The 19,253-nt window shown below is 65.8% G+C and carries 12 protein-coding genes and 1 tRNA gene; 9 read left to right on the forward strand and 4 right to left on the reverse strand.

Annotation, left to right across the window (positions count from 1 at the left end; all coding sequences use genetic code 11):
• The first annotated feature begins 53 nt into the window (after window positions 1–53).
• From coaE to FBF36_RS06470, 7 genes are all read left to right on the forward strand, one after another.
• On the forward strand, window positions 54–704 hold the full coding sequence (coaE, locus tag FBF36_RS06440; RefSeq protein WP_225792488.1) for a dephospho-CoA kinase: 651 nt from the start codon (window positions 54–56) through the stop codon (window positions 702–704).
• Window positions 705–801: 97 nt separating this feature from the next.
• Entirely contained in the window at window positions 802–1,254 is a 453-nt protein-coding gene (locus FBF36_RS06445) for a hypothetical protein (RefSeq protein WP_009393302.1), read from the forward strand.
• Window positions 1,255–1,595: 341 nt separating this feature from the next.
• The gene (gene uvrB, locus FBF36_RS06450; protein ID WP_009393304.1) at window positions 1,596–3,692 is read left to right on the forward strand and encodes an excinuclease ABC subunit UvrB; all 2,097 of its coding nucleotides are present in this window, start codon (window positions 1,596–1,598) and stop codon (window positions 3,690–3,692) included.
• Window positions 3,693–3,984: 292 nt separating this feature from the next.
• The gene (arcD, locus tag FBF36_RS06455) at window positions 3,985–5,409 is read left to right on the forward strand and encodes an arginine-ornithine antiporter (protein WP_009393305.1); all 1,425 of its coding nucleotides are present in this window, start codon (window positions 3,985–3,987) and stop codon (window positions 5,407–5,409) included.
• A gap of 89 nt (window positions 5,410–5,498) precedes the next feature.
• Window positions 5,499–6,740, forward strand: coding sequence for an arginine deiminase (locus tag FBF36_RS06460; protein ID WP_009393306.1), 1,242 nt, complete (start codon window positions 5,499–5,501; stop codon window positions 6,738–6,740).
• Window positions 6,741–7,067: 327 nt separating this feature from the next.
• On the forward strand, window positions 7,068–8,072 hold the full coding sequence (locus FBF36_RS06465) for a TerC family protein (RefSeq protein WP_034490872.1): 1,005 nt from the start codon (window positions 7,068–7,070) through the stop codon (window positions 8,070–8,072).
• Between the two features lie 56 nt (window positions 8,073–8,128).
• Window positions 8,129–10,618, forward strand: a complete 2,490-nt coding sequence (locus FBF36_RS06470; RefSeq protein ID WP_034490875.1) for an HAD-IC family P-type ATPase — start codon at window positions 8,129–8,131, stop codon at window positions 10,616–10,618.
• Window positions 10,619–10,626: 8 nt separating this feature from the next.
• Here FBF36_RS06470 and FBF36_RS06475 read toward each other — a convergent pair whose 3' ends face one another.
• Window positions 10,627–11,190, reverse strand: coding sequence for a class I SAM-dependent methyltransferase (locus FBF36_RS06475; protein ID WP_009393309.1), 564 nt, complete (start codon window positions 11,188–11,190; stop codon window positions 10,627–10,629).
• 132 nt (window positions 11,191–11,322) lie between these two features.
• Complete coding sequence (locus FBF36_RS06480) at window positions 11,323–11,607, reverse strand: YciI family protein (RefSeq protein ID WP_034490883.1); 285 nt, start codon at window positions 11,605–11,607, stop codon at window positions 11,323–11,325.
• Window positions 11,608–11,743: 136 nt separating this feature from the next.
• On the opposite strand from FBF36_RS06480, the gene uvrA reads away from it, so the two are divergent.
• Entirely contained in the window at window positions 11,744–14,590 is a 2,847-nt protein-coding gene (gene uvrA / locus FBF36_RS06485; RefSeq protein ID WP_009393311.1) for an excinuclease ABC subunit UvrA, read from the forward strand.
• A gap of 60 nt (window positions 14,591–14,650) precedes the next feature.
• On the opposite strand, the gene FBF36_RS06490 is transcribed toward uvrA, so the two are convergent.
• The gene (locus FBF36_RS06490) at window positions 14,651–17,344 is read right to left on the reverse strand and encodes a DUF2339 domain-containing protein (protein WP_138137304.1); all 2,694 of its coding nucleotides are present in this window, start codon (window positions 17,342–17,344) and stop codon (window positions 14,651–14,653) included.
• 206 nt (window positions 17,345–17,550) lie between these two features.
• On the opposite strand from FBF36_RS06490, the gene FBF36_RS06495 reads away from it, so the two are divergent.
• Entirely contained in the window at window positions 17,551–18,927 is a 1,377-nt protein-coding gene (locus FBF36_RS06495; RefSeq protein WP_009393313.1) for a UTP--glucose-1-phosphate uridylyltransferase, read from the forward strand.
• 151 nt (window positions 18,928–19,078) lie between these two features.
• Here FBF36_RS06495 and FBF36_RS06500 read toward each other — a convergent pair.
• Window positions 19,079–19,151, reverse strand: a tRNA-Val gene (locus FBF36_RS06500).
• Between the last annotated feature and the right edge of the window lie 102 nt (window positions 19,152–19,253).

Raw genomic sequence — 19,253 nt, forward strand, 5'->3', positions numbered from 1 at the left:
CAGTATCGCCGGCGCGCTGGCCCGGCTCGGGCCGGTCACGGCATGATGGGGTCATGCACTATACACCTGCACCCCGTGCCACTCGCCGTCCGACGGATCGAGCCCTGCGCGTGGGGCTCACCGGCGGCATCGGCGCGGGTAAGTCAACGGTGGCCGCGCTGCTCGAGGAGCGCGGCGCGGTCGTGACCAGTGCTGACGAGGTCGCTCGCGACGTCGTCAGCCCGGGCAGTGACGGTCTTGCGGCAGTGGTGGCCGAGTTCGGGGATGGGATCCTGGCACCGGACGGCTCCCTGGACCGCAGTGCTCTGGGGCGGCTGGTCTTCTCCGACGACCTGCGCCGCGCGCGTCTGGAGGAGATCCTCCTGCCCCTCATCGCAGCCGAGGCGTGGGCTCGGATGGACACGGTTCCGGCCGGGCAGGTAGTGGTCTACGACGTTCCTCTCCTTGTTGAGGGGCAGATGCAGGACATGTTCGATCTCGTCATCGTCGTCGAGGCGGATCTTGAGCTGCGTCTGGAGCGGCTCTCCGAGCGGGGGATGAATCGCGACGAGGCACTGGCTCGCATCGCGGTACAGGCCACCGACGAGGAGCGCCGAGGTGTCGCCGACGTCATCGTGTCCAACTCCGGGGCGATAGAGGACCTGAGCGCGGAGGTCGACAGGCTCTGGAGCACCCGGATCTTGGAGCCCGGAACCATCGCCTGACACCGGGGGAGACCTTCCCATCGGTGGATGCCGCGCCCATTCCTACAGTGGGGTGAGGAGCCATGGCGCCCCGGACGCAGGCGGATGGTGGCGTCACGTGGCACATGACGGCGTCTCCCGACGGGGACCTCACCGGCGCCTCGGGGCGGAACTACCCGTCACTGTTTTGGGAGGGGGAGGAGCCCACCACCTTCGCTCAGGACAAGGGCTTCGTCGTCGAGGCGGAAGCAGCCGCTTCGTTCCTCGAGACAAGCTCGCCGTCCTGGGGCTGAGTGAGCGCGAGGCGACTGAGTTCATCACCTTCTGGGGACCGCGGATCGCTGAGCGGGGCAGGGCACTGGTCACCTTCGCCACCGATGAGTACGCTCGCAAGGCCGTCTACCGCTTCACAACCCCTTCCTCCGGCGCAGAGATCGTCCCGGAGGCATTCATCCGGGTCTACATCGTCGTCGGGGATGTACCGCAAGTATCGGTTCCTGAGCAGAAGCTTGTGCCTGCACCCGTACGGACCGGATTCACCGCCGTCGAGTGGGGCGGAACCGAGCGGTAGAGCCGGCAAGTGGACTCAGCAGCTGCTGCGTCGAGAGGTCGTGCGGGTCGGGCCGAGGACACCGATGATGGTTGCTGAGACAGCAACGATGAAGGCCATGAGGACTCCTTGAGTCAGGGCGGAGGGTGCGGCTGACAGGAGCTGCGTCCCACCGTGAACGCGGGGGCAGGACGTAGCGATGTCCTGCGGGCACCACGGTAGTGGGCGAACTTGCTGGAATGGTCCCTAACCGGCCACAAAGGCGCCTCAGTGTGGTGACGGTACGGTCCCAGCGATGTGACGCGAGCCGAGCCTCCACCGGTGATCTCAAGGATGTCGGCCGGACCGCGTAGCCTGAGGGCATGCGTCCCGTTACCGAGCTCCAGCGCGTAGCCAAGCCCTTCGAGGTCGTCAGTCCCTACTCGCCCAGCGGAGACCAGCCCGCGGCGATCGCCGAGCTGACCGAGCGCCTCCGTGCGGGGGAGAAGGACATCGTTCTGCTCGGCGCCACGGGAACCGGTAAGTCCGCGACCACCGCCTGGCTCGTTGAGCAGGTCCAGCGCCCCACCCTCATCCTGGAGCCGAACAAGACCCTGGCCGCTCAGATGGCCGCCGAGTTCCGTGAGCTGCTCCCGAACAACGCGGTCGAGTACTTCGTCTCTTACTACGACTACTACCAGCCAGAGGCCTATGTCCCGCAGACGGACACCTTCATCGAGAAGGACTCCTCCATCAACGATGAGGTCGAGCGTCTGCGCCACAGCGCCACCAACTCCCTGCTCACCCGCCGGGACGTCGTCGTGGTCTCCTCGGTGTCCTGCATCTACGGCCTGGGCACTCCCCAGGAGTACGTGGACCGGATGACGCCCCTGGAGGTGGGGCAGCAGATCGACCGGGACGATCTCCTGCGACGCTTCGTGACGATGCAGTACACCCGTAACGACATCGACTTCACCCGTGGCACCTTTCGCGTTCGCGGCGACACGGTGGAGATCATCCCGATGTACGAGGAGCTCGCCATCCGTATCGAGTTCTTCGGAGACGAGATCGAGGCCCTGGCCACACTGCACCCCGTGACCGGTGACGTCATCGACACCGTCGGGCAGGTCTTCGTCTTCCCCGCCTCCCACTACGTGGCCGGACCCGAACGCATGCAGAAGGCGATTGAGGGCATTGAGGCCGAGCTCGCCGAGCGCCTGGCCCAGCTCGAGCACGACGGCCGGCTCCTGGAGGCCCAGCGGCTGCGCATGCGCACCACCTACGACCTGGAGATGCTGCAGCAGATCGGCATGTGCTCGGGGATCGAGAACTACTCCCTGCACATCGACGGACGTGAGGTCGGCACCCCGCCCAACACCCTCCTGGACTACTTCCCTGAGGACTTCCTCCTGGTCATCGACGAGTCCCACGTGACAGTCCCTCAGATCGGGGCCATGCACGAGGGGGACGCCTCTCGCAAACGTACCCTCGTCGACCACGGGTTCCGTCTGCCCTCCGCCCTGGACAACCGGCCCCTGACCTTCGCCGAGTTCGAGGACCGCATCGGCCAGACCGTGTACCTGTCGGCCACCCCCGGCGATTATGAGACCCAGCGCTCCGACGGAGTCGTCGAGCAGATCATTCGGCCCACCGGCCTGGTGGACCCCAAGGTGGTCGTCAAGCCCACCGAGGGACAGGTCGACGACCTGCTCGAGGAGGTGCGCACCCGCGTCGAGCGCCAGGAGCGGATCCTCGTAACCACCCTGACCAAGCGCATGGCCGAGGACCTGACCACATACCTGGCCGAGCGGGGCGTGCGCGTGGAGTACCTCCACTCCGACGTCGACACGCTGCGGCGTGTCGAGCTCCTGCGCGAGCTGCGACTTGGCCGCTTCGACGTCCTCGTGGGCATCAACCTGCTGCGCGAGGGGCTGGACCTGCCGGAGGTATCGCTCGTCTCCATCCTGGACGCCGACAAGGAGGGATTCCTGCGCTCGACACGCTCCCTCATCCAGACCATCGGACGTGCCGCCCGTAACGTCTCCGGCGAGGTCCACATGTACGCCGACACCATCACCCCGGCCATGGCGGAGGCCATCGAGGAGACCGAGCGTCGCCGCACCAAGCAGCTGGCTTACAACACTGAGCACGGCATCGACCCGCAACCGCTGCGCAAGAAGATCGCTGACGTCACCGACATGCTCGCTCGTGAGGACGTCGACACCGCCGACCTCCTGGCCGGCGGCTATCGGGGCCACGAGGACTCCTCGATACGAGCCCGACGTAAGCACGCCGCCGAGGCCACAGTCCGAGAGAGACTGGCCGGGGCGGCGCAGGGTGATCTCGTCGAGCTCATCAATGAGCTCACCCAGCAGATGCATGCTGCAGCCGAGGACCTTCACTTCGAGCTCGCCGCCCGTCTGCGCGACGAGATCCAGGATCTCAAGAAGGAGCTGCGCGCGATGCGGGCCGCGCAGTGAGAGAGCGCGACCGGCATGATTCGTTCTGTTACTTCATGGCGTTAGTCCCAGAAGTGAAGAAGCGGCGTTCAGGATTCTCTAGGGTGTCTGGCTAGTATTCACCATATTGTGTGGCTTGCTGGAGCCAATCTGAGCGATTATGCATCGCGTTATACGCGCCGAAGAATTTCTACTGACATGACGTGATCCTTGTTCACTCTCATAATGTGCCGTATGGTAAATATGTGTTGTGCCAATGTGATTGCGAGGGGGCGTGAGTTGCTATGGCTGAGAGGACGTCGGGGCCGTTGATGTGGGGGACCGGACGGTCTCCTCCAGCAAGGTTTCGTTGGCCGCGCTGACTGCACTCGGCATCGGATCGATGATCGGCGGTGGCATCTTCGGTCTGCCGCAGCAGATGGCACGTGCTGCAGCGCCTGGACCGCTCATCATCGGGTGGTTCATCACGGGTTTCGGCATGCTCATGCTCGCCTTCGTCTATCAGCGGCTGGCTATCAGCCGACCTGAGATCAATGCCGGTGTCTACGGCTACGCCCGCGCCGGCTTCGGCGACCTCGTCGGATTCTCCTCCGCCTGGGGGTACTGGCTGTCGGCCTGGATCGGTAACGTTGGCTATCTCGTGCTGCTCATGGCCTCACTGGGAGTGTTCCTCCCCGGGTTCGGTGACGGCAATACCGCGCTTGCCATCGGGGTCGCCTCGGTCGTCATGTGGATGTATCACGTCTTGATTCTGCGCGGCATCCGCGAGGCCGCGATCATCAACTTCATTGTGACTGTCGGCAAGATCCTGCCACTGATCGTCTTCATTATTATCGGCCTGTTCGCTTTCAAGCTCGATATCTTCGCCCACGAGTTCTGGGGATCCGGTGCTGGTGTGGGAATCGGTGATGTGCTCTCCCAGTTCAAGGGCATGATGCTGGTGACAGTGTGGGTGTTCATCGGCGTTGAAGGGGCGTCGGTGTTCTCCGAGCGGGCCAGAACGCGTGCCGACGTCGGCAGGGCGACGATTCTGGGATTCCTCTCCGTCCTGGCCCTTCTGCTCGCTGTGAACGTCCTGTCCTACGGCATTGTTCCTTGCTCCGAGCTCGCCAAGTTCGGTGATCCCTCCTTGGCCGGGGTGCTTGAGGCGGCAGTCGGCCCGTGGGGAGCGGAGTTCATCGCCCTGGGACTGATCGTGTCGTTGGTGGGTGCCCTGCTGTCCTGGTTTCTCATGCTGGCCGAGATCGTGCGCGTTCCCGCCCAGGAAGGGCTCATGCCCTCGTTCCTGGGGCGCGAGAACGCTAAAGCCGTACCCGTCAACGCCCTGTGGCTGACCATGGGGCTGGTTCAGCTCTTCCTGATCTGGACCTATTTCAACGCCTCGACCTACACGCGTCTCATCAGCCTGGCCTCTGCCCTCATCCTTCTGCCATATCTGCTGTCCGCCCTGTTCCAGGTGCTCGTGTCCCTCAAGGGTGGAACCAAGGCGAAGGCGTTCGATCTCGTCGTCGGCGTTCTGGGGTCGGCGTACGGTCTGTGGCTGCTCTATGCCGCAGGCTTGGTGTACCTCCTGTACACCGCCATCTTCTACGTGTTGGGGCTGCCTTTCTACATCTGGGCGAGGCGTGAGCAGAAGGTCAAGGTCTTCAGTACGGCCGAGTGGGGACTTGTTGCGCTCTTCTCCGCCATGTCCGTCTACGCCGTCCACGGTCTGGCCACTGGCGCGCTGAGTCTATGACCGCTGTTCTCAATCATCGTCCTGTCATCTACGACTGCACCGTTCTCGGTGGCACGTGAATGTGCTGCCGCGACCTGGAATGAGGAACAATGACCGAACAGAAGCACGGAGTCTACTCCGAGGTCGGCAAGCTGCGCCGTGTCATGGTGTGCCGCCCCGGTCGCGCGCACGAGCGTCTCACGCCGTCGAACTGCCACGATCTACTCTTCGATGATGTCTTGGACGTCCCCAAGGCTCAGCGTGACCACGATTTCTTCGTCGAGCTCATGCGTGAGCGTGGCATCGATGTCCTCGAGCTGCGTGATCTGCTCGCCGATGTCCTGGATATTCCCAAGGCACGCTCGTTCATCTTGGACCGGCGCGTCAATCACGCCACCATGGGGGTGGGGGTCGCTGAGGACCTGCTGACCTGGTTGAAGGAGATGCCCTCGGCCGAGCTCGGTGAGCTCCTCATCGGTGGCCTCGTGTCCGACGAGGTGCCCACGGACGTGTTCGGCAGCTGCATCTCTCCGTTCCACGTCAACAGCGACGACCCGGAGATGCTCATCGCCCCCCTGCCTAACACCCTGTTCACCCGTGACAACTCCGCCTGGATCTACGACGGCGTCGAGATGTCCCGGATGTTCTGGGGCACCCGACGACGCGAGGTCCTCCTGCTGACCGCCATCTACCGCTACCACCCGATGTTCAACTACGACTACAAGGCCTGGCTGAACACGGTCGACCAGGACATGGGGCACACCTTCATCGAAGGGGGCGACATCATGCCGATCGGCAAGGGCATCGTCTTGGTCGGCATGGGGGAGCGCTCCACCTTCCAGGCCGTCAGCCAGATCGCCAAGTCGCTGTTCGAAGCGGGCTCGGCCGAGCGGGTCATCGCAGCGCGCATGCCCAAGGAGCGCGCCGCGATGCACCTGGACACCGTCTTCACGGTGTGCTCCGAGGACGTGGTCAACGTCTATGAGCCGGTCGTCCGGGCGATGGACACCTTCTCCCTGCGCCCCGACGAGACTGAGCGCGGCGGTATCAAGGTCACCTACGACGAGGGCTACTTCGTCGACGTCGTCTCCGAGGCCCTAGGCGTCAAGCTCACCCCGGTCATGTCCACCGCAGGACGCTACGGGGCCGAGTGCGAGCAGTGGAATGACGGCAACAACGTCGTGGCCCTATCCCCGGGAGTGGTCGTCGCCTACGACCGCAACTACTCGATCAACGCCAACCTGCGCGCCGCCGGTATCGAGGTTCTGGAGATCCCCTCCAGCGAGCTCGGGCGCGGCCGCGGAGGCGGTCACTGCATGACCTGCCCGATCGATCGGGATCCGGTCTACTGATCGAGCTTGCTTCAGGGCAGGGACGTTGCAGTCACGATGGTGATGTCGTTGCCGCCTCCGAGGATTCTCTGTGAGGCGGCAACGTCATGCACCCCACACCTGCTCGACGGGACTGTCCATGTGCCCACGCCGGTGAGAACGTTAGACTCTCAGGCGTTATACACGGAGGGGAGTACTCCCAACCAACGGCGACGTCGTCATCACGGCGGTGCAGGCACATACGGCCCTGCGTTCCCGGCGTCGCGGCCAGAGCGGTACACGCCTTGAGCGCTTGTGCACGTGGCGGGAGGAGACCTCCGGTACCAGTTCCGTACCGGAGGAGAATACGTGGACGTCCACATCCTGGGGTGGATCGGCCTTGCGGCCATCATCATGACCCTCATCGTGATCGACATCGTCGGTCACGTGCGCACCCCCCACGAGCCCACCATGAAGGAAGCCGCCGTCTGGTCGGTGGCCTATATCGCCATGGCCCTGGTCTTCGGCGGCATCGTCTGGTTCGTGTGGGGCGGGGGCTTCGCCCAGGAGTACCTGGCCGGTTACATCACCGAGAAGGCGCTGAGCATCGACAACCTCTTCGTCTTCGTCATCATGATGTCCTCCTTCAAGGTGCCCCGGAAGTACCAGCAGGAGGTGCTGCTCGCCGGCATCGTCATCGCCCTCATCCTGCGGCTCATCTTCATCCTCGCCGGTGCCGCGCTCATCGAGAACTTCTCCTGGGTGTTCTACTTCTTCGGGGCCTGGCTTCTGTGGACCGCCTTCGCTCAGGCGCGGGAGGGCGTCGAGGACTCCGATGACGAGGATGAGGAGTACAAGCCCAGCGGCTTCGTCAAGCTCATCGCCCGCGTCATCCCCATGACCGACGGCTTCGTGGGCGGCAAGGTCATCCACCGCCACGCCGGTCGCACCATGATCACGCCCATGATGTTGTGCATCATCGCCATCGGCACCGCCGACGTCATGTTCGCCGTCGACTCCATCCCCGCGATCTACTCCCTGACCAGCGAGCCCTTCCTGGTGTTCTCCGCCAACGCCTTCTCCTTGCTGGGCCTGCGCCAGCTCTACTTCCTCATCGACGGGCTGCTCGACCGGCTCGTCTACCTCCACTACGGCCTGGCGGTCATCCTCGGCTTCATCGGCTTCAAGCTCATCGTTCACGCCCTGCACACCAACGAGGTGCCCTTCATCAACGGCGGCCAGGAGTGGCACGCCATTCCTGAGGCGTCGATCGGCGTGTCCCTGAGCGTCATCATCACCACCGTTATGGTCACGGTCATCGCCTCGGTCCTCAAGTCGCGAGCAGATGCCCGGCGTGCCGAGGTCGCATCCTGATGTCTCGGCCGCCAGGATGAGAGGCGGCCCTCGACCGATTCACTACTGTGTGACTCGTGAGCACCACGAACCCCTCTGAGTCCCCGGTGAACGGGCTCAACGCGGCCCAGGTCGCTGAGCGTGTCAGCGCCGGACGGACCAACGAGTACCGCGAGCGGACCTCCCGCAGCGCGGCCCAGATCCTGCGGGCCAATGTCTTCACGATCTTCAACGGCATCCTCGGCGTCGCGCTGGTTCTCGTCCTCGCACTGGGGCACTGGGCGGACGCGCTGTTCGGTTTCGTCCTGCTGCTCAACACCGCCACGGGCACCCTGGCAGAGATTCGCGCCAAGCGTGCCCTGGACCGTCTCGCTGTGCTGGAGACCCCCCGTGCCGTTGTCCTGAGGGACGGGACCGAGACTGAGGTGGCGGTCGGCGAGGTCGTCATCGACGACGTCGTACGACTCCGGGCCGGCCAGCAGGTACCTGCGGACGGGGAAGTCCTGATCAGCGACGGCCTTGAGATCGATGAGTCGATCCTCACCGGTGAGTCCCGACCTGTGCGCCCCGTGAGCGGAGCGCAGGTCATGTCCGGGACCACAGTGACGGCCGGGACCGGGTTGTTCCGCACCACCGCGGTCGGCGGGGACGCCTACGCCCACCGGCTGGCCAGGGAGGCCCGCAGGTACTCACTCGTTGTCAGTGAGCTGCAGGCCGGGACCAATCGGGTGCTGCACTGGATCAGCTGGGTCATCGTGCCCGTGGCCCTGGTACTGGTGTGGTCCCAGCTGCGGTTGAGCGGAAGCATTGCCGAGACCTGGAGCAGCGGTGCCTGGCGGCACGCGGTCGTTGCCGGTATCGCCGGCGTGGTCAGCATGGTGCCCCAGGGCCTGGTGCTCCTGACCTCCGTCAACTTCGCCACCGCCTCCCTGTCCCTGGCCAGGCGCAACGTCCTGGCTCAGGAGCTGCCCGCCGTCGAGGTCCTGGCCCGGGTCGATACCCTGTGCCTGGATAAGACCGGCACCATTACCACCGGCCGTATCCGCCTCGGAGAGGTCCAGGGTCCCGACGGCGACCAGGCGCCCTCCGAGGTGCTCTCGGCGCTCGCACTTCTCAGTACGGTGGGGGAGGCCAACGCCACCGCCGATGCCATCAGGGAGGGGCTCAGTGATCTCAGAGGCCTTGGCGAGCAGGGCCTCAAGGATGCCCGGGAACCCGGAAATACGGGCTCCTCGGCCGACGTGGAGTCGGTGCCCTTCTCCTCTCGCCGCAAGTGGTCCGCGGTTCGCGACCGGTCCGGCACCACCTGGGTGCTCGGCGCCCCAGAGATCGTCCTGGCAGGACACAGCGAGTCAGTGCTGGACCGTGCTCGTCAGATCGCTGCGCAGGGAGTGCGTGTCGTGGCCCTGGCCCGATCGGGATCGCCCTGGAGGTCGGCTCCGGGAGAGGATGATTCGCGGCTTCCCGGTCACCTCGAGGCCGCAGGGATCGTGATCCTCACTGAGGAGATACGCCCCGACGCCGCTGAGACCCTCGCCTACTTCCGCCAGCAGGGAGTCGATGCCAAGGTCATCTCCGGTGACAGTCCCGAGACGGTGGCCGCGGTCGCCCGCCAGGCCGGGGTCACCGCCCCTGACGGCGGCGAGCTCGTTGCCCTGGACGCACGTACCCTGCCTGCTGGTGCAGGCGGCGGGCACGAGACGGATGAGGACCTGGAGCGCCTGGCCGACGCGGTTGAGGGCGCCAGCGTCCTGGGACGCGTCACCCCCGAGCAGAAACGGGCACTGGTGCGGGCACTGAAGTCCCGAGGGCACGTCGTCGCCATGACCGGGGACGGCGTCAACGACGCCCTGGCACTCAAGGACGCCGACCTCGGCATCGCCATGGGTAACGGAGCTCCGGCCACTAAGGCGGTGGCGCGCCTGGTGCTGCTCAAGGGAGAGTTCTCGGCCCTGCCCGGGGTCGTGGCTCAGGGACGCCGTGTCATGGCCAACACCGAGCGCATCGCCTCCCTGTTCCTGGCCAAGACCATCTACGCGTCCCTCATCGCCGTCGTCGTGTCGGCCATGGCGGTCGCCTACCCGTTCCTGCCCCGCCAGTTCACGGTCGTCTCCTCGCTGACGATCGGGATCCCCGCCTTCGTCCTGGCTCTAGCCCCCAGCAACCAGCGCTACCGGCAGGGCTTCCTCGGCCGGGTGCTCAGCCTGTGCGTACCGGCGGGACTCATGGCGGGAACCGTGACCCTGTCCACGTACCTCTGGCTGACGCTCACCCACGCCCCGCGGGCCCAGGTGACCACGGCAACGACCCTGGTGCTCATCACCTGCGGGCTGTGGCTGCTCACGCTCACCGCCAGACCGTTGACGAGCTGGCGTCTGGGGCTGGTGGTCCTCATGGGGGCGATCGCGGTTCTCGGCGTCGTCGCCCCACCGGTGCGCGCCTTCTTCCTCCTGGCCTGGCCCACCCCAGGGGTGTGGTGGGTGATCGCACTCATGGCATGCCTGGCCATCGTTGGAATCGAGCTGGTTCACCTGGTGCGGCGCCGGATCGTGCGCGGTCGGGGGTGAGCGCGCCTCTACTTCGCAGCGACGAGGCGCAGCCAGCCGTTGTGAGGATGGACGCTGACATCCACCATCAGAAAACCGGCCTCGTAGGCTGCGCCGGCCAGGGCTTCGCTGTCAGGGACGTGCATGTTCAGGCGACCCGCCCAGGCCCCCGCCGACGCCCGATCAGCGAACTCGTTTGCGATCACGAGCCTGCCACCGCGGTTGAGAACCCGGTGGATCTCAGTAAGAGCGGCCTGCAGTTCCGGCCAGAAATAAGTGGTTTCGAAAGCCGTCACCACGTCGAAGAACCCGTCACGGAAGGGGAGGTTCTCCACTGAGCTCTCCACGATCCGCAGGCGTCCGGAGGAGATGGCGGCGCGGTTGACGCTCCGTGCGGTCTTGACCGCCTCAGGGGAGTGGTCAACGCCGGCGACCTCACGGCGCGTCTCCTCCAGGATGCGGGAGATGGCCTTGCCACCTCCGCAGCCGACGTCGAGTACCCTGTCAGTCAGCTGGATACCCGCTGCCTTCAGGCCCCACTGGTGCAGGCGGCCGTGCCCGATGTTCATGCTGCGCAGCAGGAGGCGACCCATGAGCGAGGAAGGGCGGGAGAACTGGGACTCGGTCGGTGCGGAAGAAGACTCGGAAGAAATCATGGGCCCATGCTCCCGGCCGGGTGGCGCGGGAGCAAGAGCCGTCAGCACATGAGACGGCGGGGAAGTAGCTCAGGCCAGGACCCCGATGACCGGGTTCCACTCGCGCGGGATGCGCTCGTTGATGTAGCCGGCCTGCTGGAAGGGATCCTCCTCGAGCAGGGCCAGCGCGCCGGCCTCGTCCTCGGCGCGCACGACGATGAGGGCGTCGTGGGTGCCCACGTAGGGGCCGGCGGCCAGCAGTCGGCCCTCATCGGCCAGACGGCTGGTGAAGGCGCGGTGCGAGGGGCGGCCGGCGGCCATCTCCTCGTCCTTGTCGGTGACGTAGCGGTACTCGACGGCGTAGATCTTGCTCATGGTCTCAGCATAGAGGGGAGTTCCGGACGTGGCCTGAACCAGCGGCGCTGGCATTCTTCCGGCGTCCCGACCATGAGACACGTCGAACACGTGTGCGACGCGCGGGACGTGCGGTCACCCCTTAGACTCGAATCCCGTGAACGACTCTCTCATCATCCGTGGGGCCCGCGAGCACAATCTCAAGGGCGTGGACCTGGATCTGCCGCGCGACACGATGATCGTCTTCACCGGGCTGTCGGGCTCGGGCAAGTCCTCCCTCGCCTTCGACACGATCTTCGCCGAGGGGCAGCGCCGCTACGTGGAGTCCCTGTCCTCCTACGCCCGTCAGTTCCTCGGCCAGATGGACAAGCCCGATGTCGAGCTCATCGAGGGGCTGAGTCCCGCCGTCTCCATCGACCAGAAGTCCACCTCACGCAACCCCCGATCCACGGTGGGCACTGTGACGGAGATCTACGACTACCTGCGTCTGCTCTACTCGCGCGCCGGCGTCCAGCACTGCCCGGTCTGTGACGCTGTCATCTCCTCCCAGACCCCGCAGCAGATCGTCGACCAGGTCCGTGCCCTGCCCGAGGGCACTCGCTTCCAGGTTCTCGCCCCCGTGGTGCGCGGACGCAAGGGCGAGTACTCCGAGCTCTTCGGCGAGCTGCGTGGGCGCGGCTTCAACCGGGTGCGCGTCGACGGCGCCCCTGAGCGCCTCGACAATCCCCCGACCCTCAACAAACGACTCAAGCACGACATCGAGGTCATCGTCGACCGGCTCGTCGTCCGGGAGGGCATCCGCCAGCGCCTCACCGACTCGGTGGAGACGGCGCTCGGCCTGGCCGAGGGCCTGGTCATCATCGAGCAGGTCGACCTGCCTGAGGACGACCCCGACCGGGAGCGCCGCTACTCCGAGAAGCGCGCCTGCCCCAACGAGCACCCCCTGGCCCTGGACGAGATGGAGCCGCGCACCTTCTCCTTCAACGCCCCCTACGGCGCCTGCCCCGCCTGCACCGGGATCGGTACCCGGCTCGAGGTGGACCCCGAGCTCGTCGTCCCCGACGAGGAGCTGACCCTGGCCGAGGGCGCCGTTGCCCCCTGGTCGAGCCACCAGAAGTACTTCACCCGCCAGCTCGAGGCCCTGGGCAAGGAGCTCTCCTTCGACGTCGACACCCCCTGGCGCGCCCTACCGGCACGGGCCAGGGAGGCGATTCTGCGCGGTAAGGACTACGAGGTCAAGGTCACCTACCGCAACCGTTGGGGGCGCGAACGCATCTACTCCACCGGCTTTGAAGGGGTTCTCGACTACGTCATGCGCAAGCACGACGAGACCGAGTCCGACTGGTCCCGCGAGCGCTACCAGGCCTACATGCGTGAGATCCCCTGTCCCGTCTGTGCCGGGGCCCGGCTCAAGCCCGAGGTACTGGCCGTGCGCGTGGGCGAGCTGTCCATCGCTCAGCTGTGCGAGCTGCCGATCAGCGAGGCCCGAGACTTCCTGGCCGACCTCAACCTCACCGGCCAGGCCGCTCAGATCGCAGGCAGCGTCCTGACCGAGATCAACGCGCGCCTCGGCTTCCTCGTGGACGTGGGCCTGGACTACCTCAGCATGGCCCGCGGTGCGGCCACGCTCTCCGGAGGCGAGGCCCAACGCATCCGCCTGGCCACCCAGATCGGCTCAGGCCTGGTGGGGGTCCTCTACGTCCTGGACGAGCCCAGTATCGGCCTGCACCAGCGCGACAACACCCGACTCATCGAGACCCTCCAGCGGCTGCGGGACCTGGGCAACACACTCATCGTCGTCGAGCACGATGAGGACACCATCCGCTCGGCCGACTGGATCGTCGACATCGGTCCTGGCGCCGGCGAGCTGGGCGGCGAGGTCGTCTACTCCGGTAACATCGAGGGCCTGGCCAGAGCCGAGGGCTCGGTCACCGGCGACTACCTGGCCAGACGGCGTCAGATCGAGATCCCCGCGACTCGACGCAAGCGGGACAAGAACCGTGAGGTCACCGTTGTCGGCGCCCGTGAGAACAACCTCAAGGACGTCACCGTCTCCTTCCCACTCGGCGTACTGACCGCCGTCACAGGAGTATCCGGCTCGGGGAAGTCCTCCCTGGTCAACGCCATCCTCTATCAGGTGCTCGCCAACCGGCTCAACCGCGCCCGCGGCGTGCCCGGCAGGCACAAGACGGTGCGGGGCGTGGAGCACCTGGACAAGGTGGTGCACGTCGACCAGTCTCCGATCGGGCGCACCCCCCGGTCCAATCCCGCCACCTACACCGGGGTGTGGGACCACATCCGCAAGATCTTCGCGGCCGTGCCCGAGTCGAAGGTGCGCGGCTATGGACCCGGGCGGTTCTCCTTCAACGTCAAGGGCGGGCGCTGCGAGTCATGTAAGGGTGACGGCACGCTCAAGATCGAGATGAACTTCCTGCCCGACGTCTACGTTCCCTGCGAGGTCTGCCACGGCGCCCGCTACAACCGGGAGACACTGGAGATCCGTTACAAGGACAAGACGGTCGCCGACGTCCTGGACATGACCATCCACCAGGCGGCCGAGTTCTTCTCCGCCTCCTCAGTGATCTCCCGCCACCTCAACACCCTGGTCGAGGTGGGACTGGGGTATGTGCGCCTGGGGCAGTCGGCCACCACGCTCTCCGGCGGTGAGGCCCAGCGCGTCAAGCTCGCCACCGAGCTTCAGCGCCGGTCCTCCGGCCGAACCATCTACGTTCTCGATGAACCGACCACCGGGCTGCACTTCGAGGACATCCGCAAGCTGCTCGGGGTGCTTCAGGGACTGGTGGACAAGGGCAACTCCGTGGTGGTCATTGAGCACAATCTCGATGTCATCGCCAACGCCGACTGGGTCATTGACATGGGGCCCGAGGGCGGCAAGGGCGGGGGAACCGTCGTCGTGGCCGGCACGCCGGAGAAGGTCGCGGCCACTGAGTCGTCCTACACCGGCCAGTTCCTGGCTCCGGTGCTGGAGGCCGCCCGCGGCTGACGCCCCTTCCCGCTCCGGTCCGGCTCTGCTGGACGGCTCGGCGTCGGTTCCCCGCTGCCCTCAGATGTTCCTGGAGTCCACGGGGTTCTGGTCGTTCTCGTGACGCTGCTCCTGCGCGTAGCGGTTGTAGAGCAGCGACAGGACGAAGCAGACGACACCTGCGGCCGCCAGGGAGATGACTCGAATGATCGAGTTCTGCGCGGCCACGTCCATAACGGCGAGCTTGAGTACGGACAGGAGCACCAGGGTCAGTCCGTAGTGGCGCAGGATTGTCAGACGCGCCCTGAACCCGAGGACGATGCAGGCTCCGCCCGTCAGCAGTACCAGCACCGACATGAGGACCGAACCCGGGTCGACCTCGGTGGCCACTATGACTGAGAGCCACATGAGCAGTGAGTTGCCGATCGCAAGGCTCAGGCACACCTCCGCACACCGCCGCCAGGGAAGCAGGAGCCACGTGGCGCATGCCCCCACCCCCAGGGCGACGGCGACCAGCAGCAGCATCCAGATCGACGAGGAGGCATCCTCGGCCCACGACAGCGTCACCATTGCCAGCACGGCCACCATCGCTGAGAGGATCCACGACGGCGCCGGTGCTCCTGCCTGATTTCCCGCCGGACCGGGCAGGGCCTCGCCGCGAGGACCCACCCGGTAGCGGGATCCTCGGCACTGACCACTGAGCACTCGCTTAGGCGTGGCTCCGCTTGAGAACGCCCCCAGAGCGATGAATGTGATCGTCGCCAGGCCTGGAACCGCGCGCAGCGCCGCCCAGGCGCTCTGGGAGTCACCCACGAGACCGGAGCCCAGGAACGGAATGACGACGGCGATATTGAAGGCCACCACCGCCAGTGCCGCCCGCAGGGCCAGTACCCGTGTCTGGACGTGCGACGGCGCGGAATGTGAAGCAGGGACCGGAGAGCTGCATGCGGCTCGGTCACCGAGTCCTTCGGCCATGATGACCATGAGCGCAGAGATCACCACGGAGACGATCAGCGACCAGGTGTCGCCGCGGGAGTGAGCAGCGCCCGGGGCCATGAGAATCGGCACCGTCCCGAGAAGGGCAAGGATCGGGGCCGGCTCCACTCTTGCGTTCAAGATCGCCGGAAGCAGGCACGGCATCGCAGCCACGATGACGAAGAGATAGACCCTGGGGTCGTCAATGATCGCCATCCCGATCAGTGCGAGGGGGAAGAACGCAACCTCGTGCCCGATCGCCATGGCACGGCGCCAACCAGCGGGGCAGTGGATCGGGAGTGTCGCGAGTGCCGCCAAGGCCAGCAGGAGGAGCTCGAGGAGGAAGGTGATGACGATGACGGTGTGCCCCAGGCGCAGGCTCATCTGCTCCGTCATCAGGTTTCCGATCCTCAGCATGAGGATCACCGCCGTTGGGCCCCAGTCCCATCCCGAGGTCTCGACACCGATGCTCCACAGCTGTGTGCTGGCATGGAGTGTCTGGCACACCAGCAGTAGGCACAGGGTCAGAACGATACCGGTGCCGCTGGCGACGGAGGTGCGCAGCATCGGTTGGATCGGGGCGGCGATGAGGGCCGTCGCCGTGGCCACCATTGACGTCACCGGATACCAGGCGGCCAGCCTCATCCGCTCCGTGTTGCGCGACAGGACCACGCAGGTCAGTGCCAGTACCGTGACGTAGATACTGATCATCAGCCACGTGATGAGCGCGGCCTGCGGCTGACGCACCACGTGGCTGACTGCGAATCCGATGGTCACCAGGGCGCCGAGGGTTGAGACGACCGCGGTGAACAGCACCCGTGTCATGTGGGACACGGCCAGGAGTACGAGCCCCCAGCAGGCCATGAGCACCAGAGCGGGCTCTGGGCTGAGCATTCCATTGAGAAGGACGGCTCCCACGATGGAAACGAAGCCGAGTCCTCCACCAGTTCCCGTGATCGTCGCCGCAGCGACGCGGTAACGGGGACGACTGATCCCCAGCTGAGCGCCGGCCGCTGTCATCGTGACCGCGATGAGTGCCAGTCCCAGGATCTTGACCGGGTCAGGAATGGAGTCCCAGACGAGAGCCAGAAGACTCACCCCGGCAGACAGGACGAGCACCGCTGCGGCGCCGGAGAGCAGATAGCGTCCGAGGTTGCCCTCCCGCATCGCTCGCTGGGCCCATCCGGGGATCTGCTCGGTGCCTGCGCTGCGTGCCTGGCCGGTCCCGGCCGGTCCGCTTCCCTGCATATGAGAGGCAGCGCCCGCAACGGGTGCATGATGCATCGAGTCCGGGCTCGTCCAGGGTGCCGAGGCTTGCTCGGGCTCCACGGGGGCGGGCTCCTGACCGTAAGGTGCCGGCGGCACCTCGCCTCGGGGTGCTCGGGGGGCCTCCGAAGGCGTGGTTGTCTTGGTGTGAGCGGCTTTGTCATCCAGGGGAACTTCGTTGACGGGGGCCTGAGCAGCAGGTTCGTCGAGGCGTTGCCAGGGGGTCTCGGAGACCGTGCTCGCTTCCGAGGTGCTTGCGGGCGGTGTCGTCTCAGGCTGGTGCGGCGTGTCAGCGGGTGAGGGTTCCGCAGAGTAACCATCAACGACGTCGGTGGCCGCGCTCTCCTTCGAGGTGGAAACAGGGGCGCTGCTCATCACCGTGGTGGGGAAGTCACTGCTCTCCTGCGTTGGGGTGGTGGAGGAGTAGGTCAGCCAGGTGACGCGTTCTGCGAGCCAGTCGATCTTCCTCTCGATGAGGTCCAGTCTCTGCAGTACCAAGGAGACATTCGGGCCGACAGTGGACGGTATGGACACGACGGTTCTCCTCGTCACTCGGTGCTCGGCGGTAAGCACTTGTCACTCAACCGGTTCTTCTGAGAGTACGGGGAGCTGTCGATGTCGTGAAGGGGGAAAGGTACCCTGTGGAAAACTCGGGAACGAGAGGAAGACCGGTCGTTCAAGAACGAACAGACTCGAACAAAGATCCACAAGAACGGTCAGGCTGGGATAGGCTGCATCTCATGAGCGAGAACGGACTCACTGCAGCGCAGCACAAGATGCGCGATGCCGGCGTCGCCGATCAGGCCATCACGGTTTTCACGCACTACTACCAGTCCCTGGAAGCGGGAGCCACGGGACTCATCCCCGAGGAGACCATCGAGCCCCTGACACAGATCGACTCCCTCGCTGACGTTGAGGTCAGTGATGAGGAGGCTCGCGAGGCGCTGAGCAAGACGGTCCTCATCCGGCTCAACGGGGGCCTGGGCACCTCGATGGGCCTGGATCGCGCCAAGTCCCTCCTGCCGGTGCGTGACGGCAAGACCTTCCTGGACCTGCTGGTCGATCAGGTTCTGGCGGCGCGTCGGCGTTACGGTGTGAGCCTGCCACTGATCCTCATGAACTCCTTCCGTACCCGCGAGGACTCCCTCGAGGTGCTGGCCGGGCACCCCGAGGTCCAGGTCGACGGACTGCCCCTGGACTTCCTGCAGAACCGCGAACCCAAGCTTCGCGCTGACGATCTGGCTCCCGTGGAGTGGGGGGCCGACCCCGAGCTCGAGTGGTGCCCCCCGGGGCACGGCGACATCTACACCGCCCTGCTCGCCTCCGGGCTGCTGGACGCCCTCCTGGATCAGGGGTATCGGTACGCCATGACCGCCAACTCCGACAACCTCGGTGCGGCGCCCTCGGCCAGGATCGCCGGCTGGTTCGCCGCCTCCGGTGCCCCTTATGCGCCGGAGATGTGCCGTCGCACGCCAGCCGATGTCAAGGGCGGCCACTTGGCCGTGCGTAAGAGCGACGGGCGCATCATTCTGCGTGACACGGCGCAGACGCCTGGCGACCAGATGCACTACTTCACCGACCAGTTCCGCCACCCCTTCTTCCATACGAACAACCTCTGGTTCGACCTCAAGGTGCTGCGCGACACCCTGGCTGAACGGGGAGGGATCCTCGGTCTTCCGCTCATCAAGAACAGCAAGACGGTGGACCCCGCAGACTCCTCCTCAACGCCGGTCATCCAGCTCGAGACGGCCATGGGGGCCGCCGTGGAGGCCTTCGAGGGTGCGACAGCCATCGAGGTGCCACGTTCCCGGTTCCTGCCGGTCAAAACCACCAACGATCTGCTGCTGGTGCGCTCGGACGTCTACGAGGTCGACGACGACGGTCTGCTGCGGATGGTCCCGGAGCGGGCCTGTACCGTAAATCTCGACCCGCGCTTCTACAAGAAGATCCAGGACTTCGAGGTCCGGTTCCCCGACGGCGTCCCCTCCATCAAGGATGCGCGGTCGCTGACCGTGGACGGCGACTGGACCTTCGGCGCCGACGTCGTCGCCACCGGTGAGGCGCGCGTGGAAGAGGAGGGCTCCCCCGGAAGGATCGTCGACGGCACCCGGATCTGAACGAGCCGTTAGCAGTGACCTTGCTGGTCGCTGCTTGCTACGCGGGGGCGTCGTACCTCGGTCATGGGGTTCGGCGCCTTCCTGCCGAGCGAGGGCATGAAAAATGCTTACCCTAGCAGGAGAGGGCAAGCGTGAAGACTGCATGATCCGGTGGGCGATACTGGAATCGAACCAGTGACCTCCTCGGTGTGAACGAGGCGCTCTAACCCCTGAGCCAATCGCCCGGTGCGGCGCTAACCTTAGCCAGGCCGATACCCCCGGAGCAAACGGCTGCCCGGTGAGGTGAATCACCGCGATGCTGTTTGCCTGTCACCGCGATCGTGATG

Source organism: Actinomyces sp. oral taxon 171 str. F0337 (genome assembly GCF_005696555.1).
GTDB classification, from domain to species: Bacteria; Actinomycetota; Actinomycetes; order Actinomycetales; family Actinomycetaceae; genus Actinomyces; species Actinomyces oris_E.

What these genes read in the sequence shown, in the direction of transcription:
- uvrB (WP_009393304.1), top strand. Translation starts at nt 1,596, where the DNA reads ATGCGTCCCGTTACCGAGCTCCAGCGCGTAGCCAAGCCCTTCGAGGTC.
- coaE (WP_225792488.1), top strand. Translation starts at nt 54, where the DNA reads ATGCACTATACACCTGCACCCCGTGCCACTCGCCGTCCGACGGATCGA.
- FBF36_RS06475 (WP_009393309.1), bottom strand. Translation starts at nt 11,190, where the DNA reads ATGGGTCGCCTCCTGCTGCGCAGCATGAACATCGGGCACGGCCGCCTG.
- FBF36_RS06495 (WP_009393313.1), top strand. Translation starts at nt 17,551, where the DNA reads ATGAGCGAGAACGGACTCACTGCAGCGCAGCACAAGATGCGCGATGCC.
- FBF36_RS06460 (WP_009393306.1), top strand. Translation starts at nt 5,499, where the DNA reads ATGACCGAACAGAAGCACGGAGTCTACTCCGAGGTCGGCAAGCTGCGC.
- FBF36_RS06480 (WP_034490883.1), bottom strand. Translation starts at nt 11,607, where the DNA reads ATGAGCAAGATCTACGCCGTCGAGTACCGCTACGTCACCGACAAGGAC.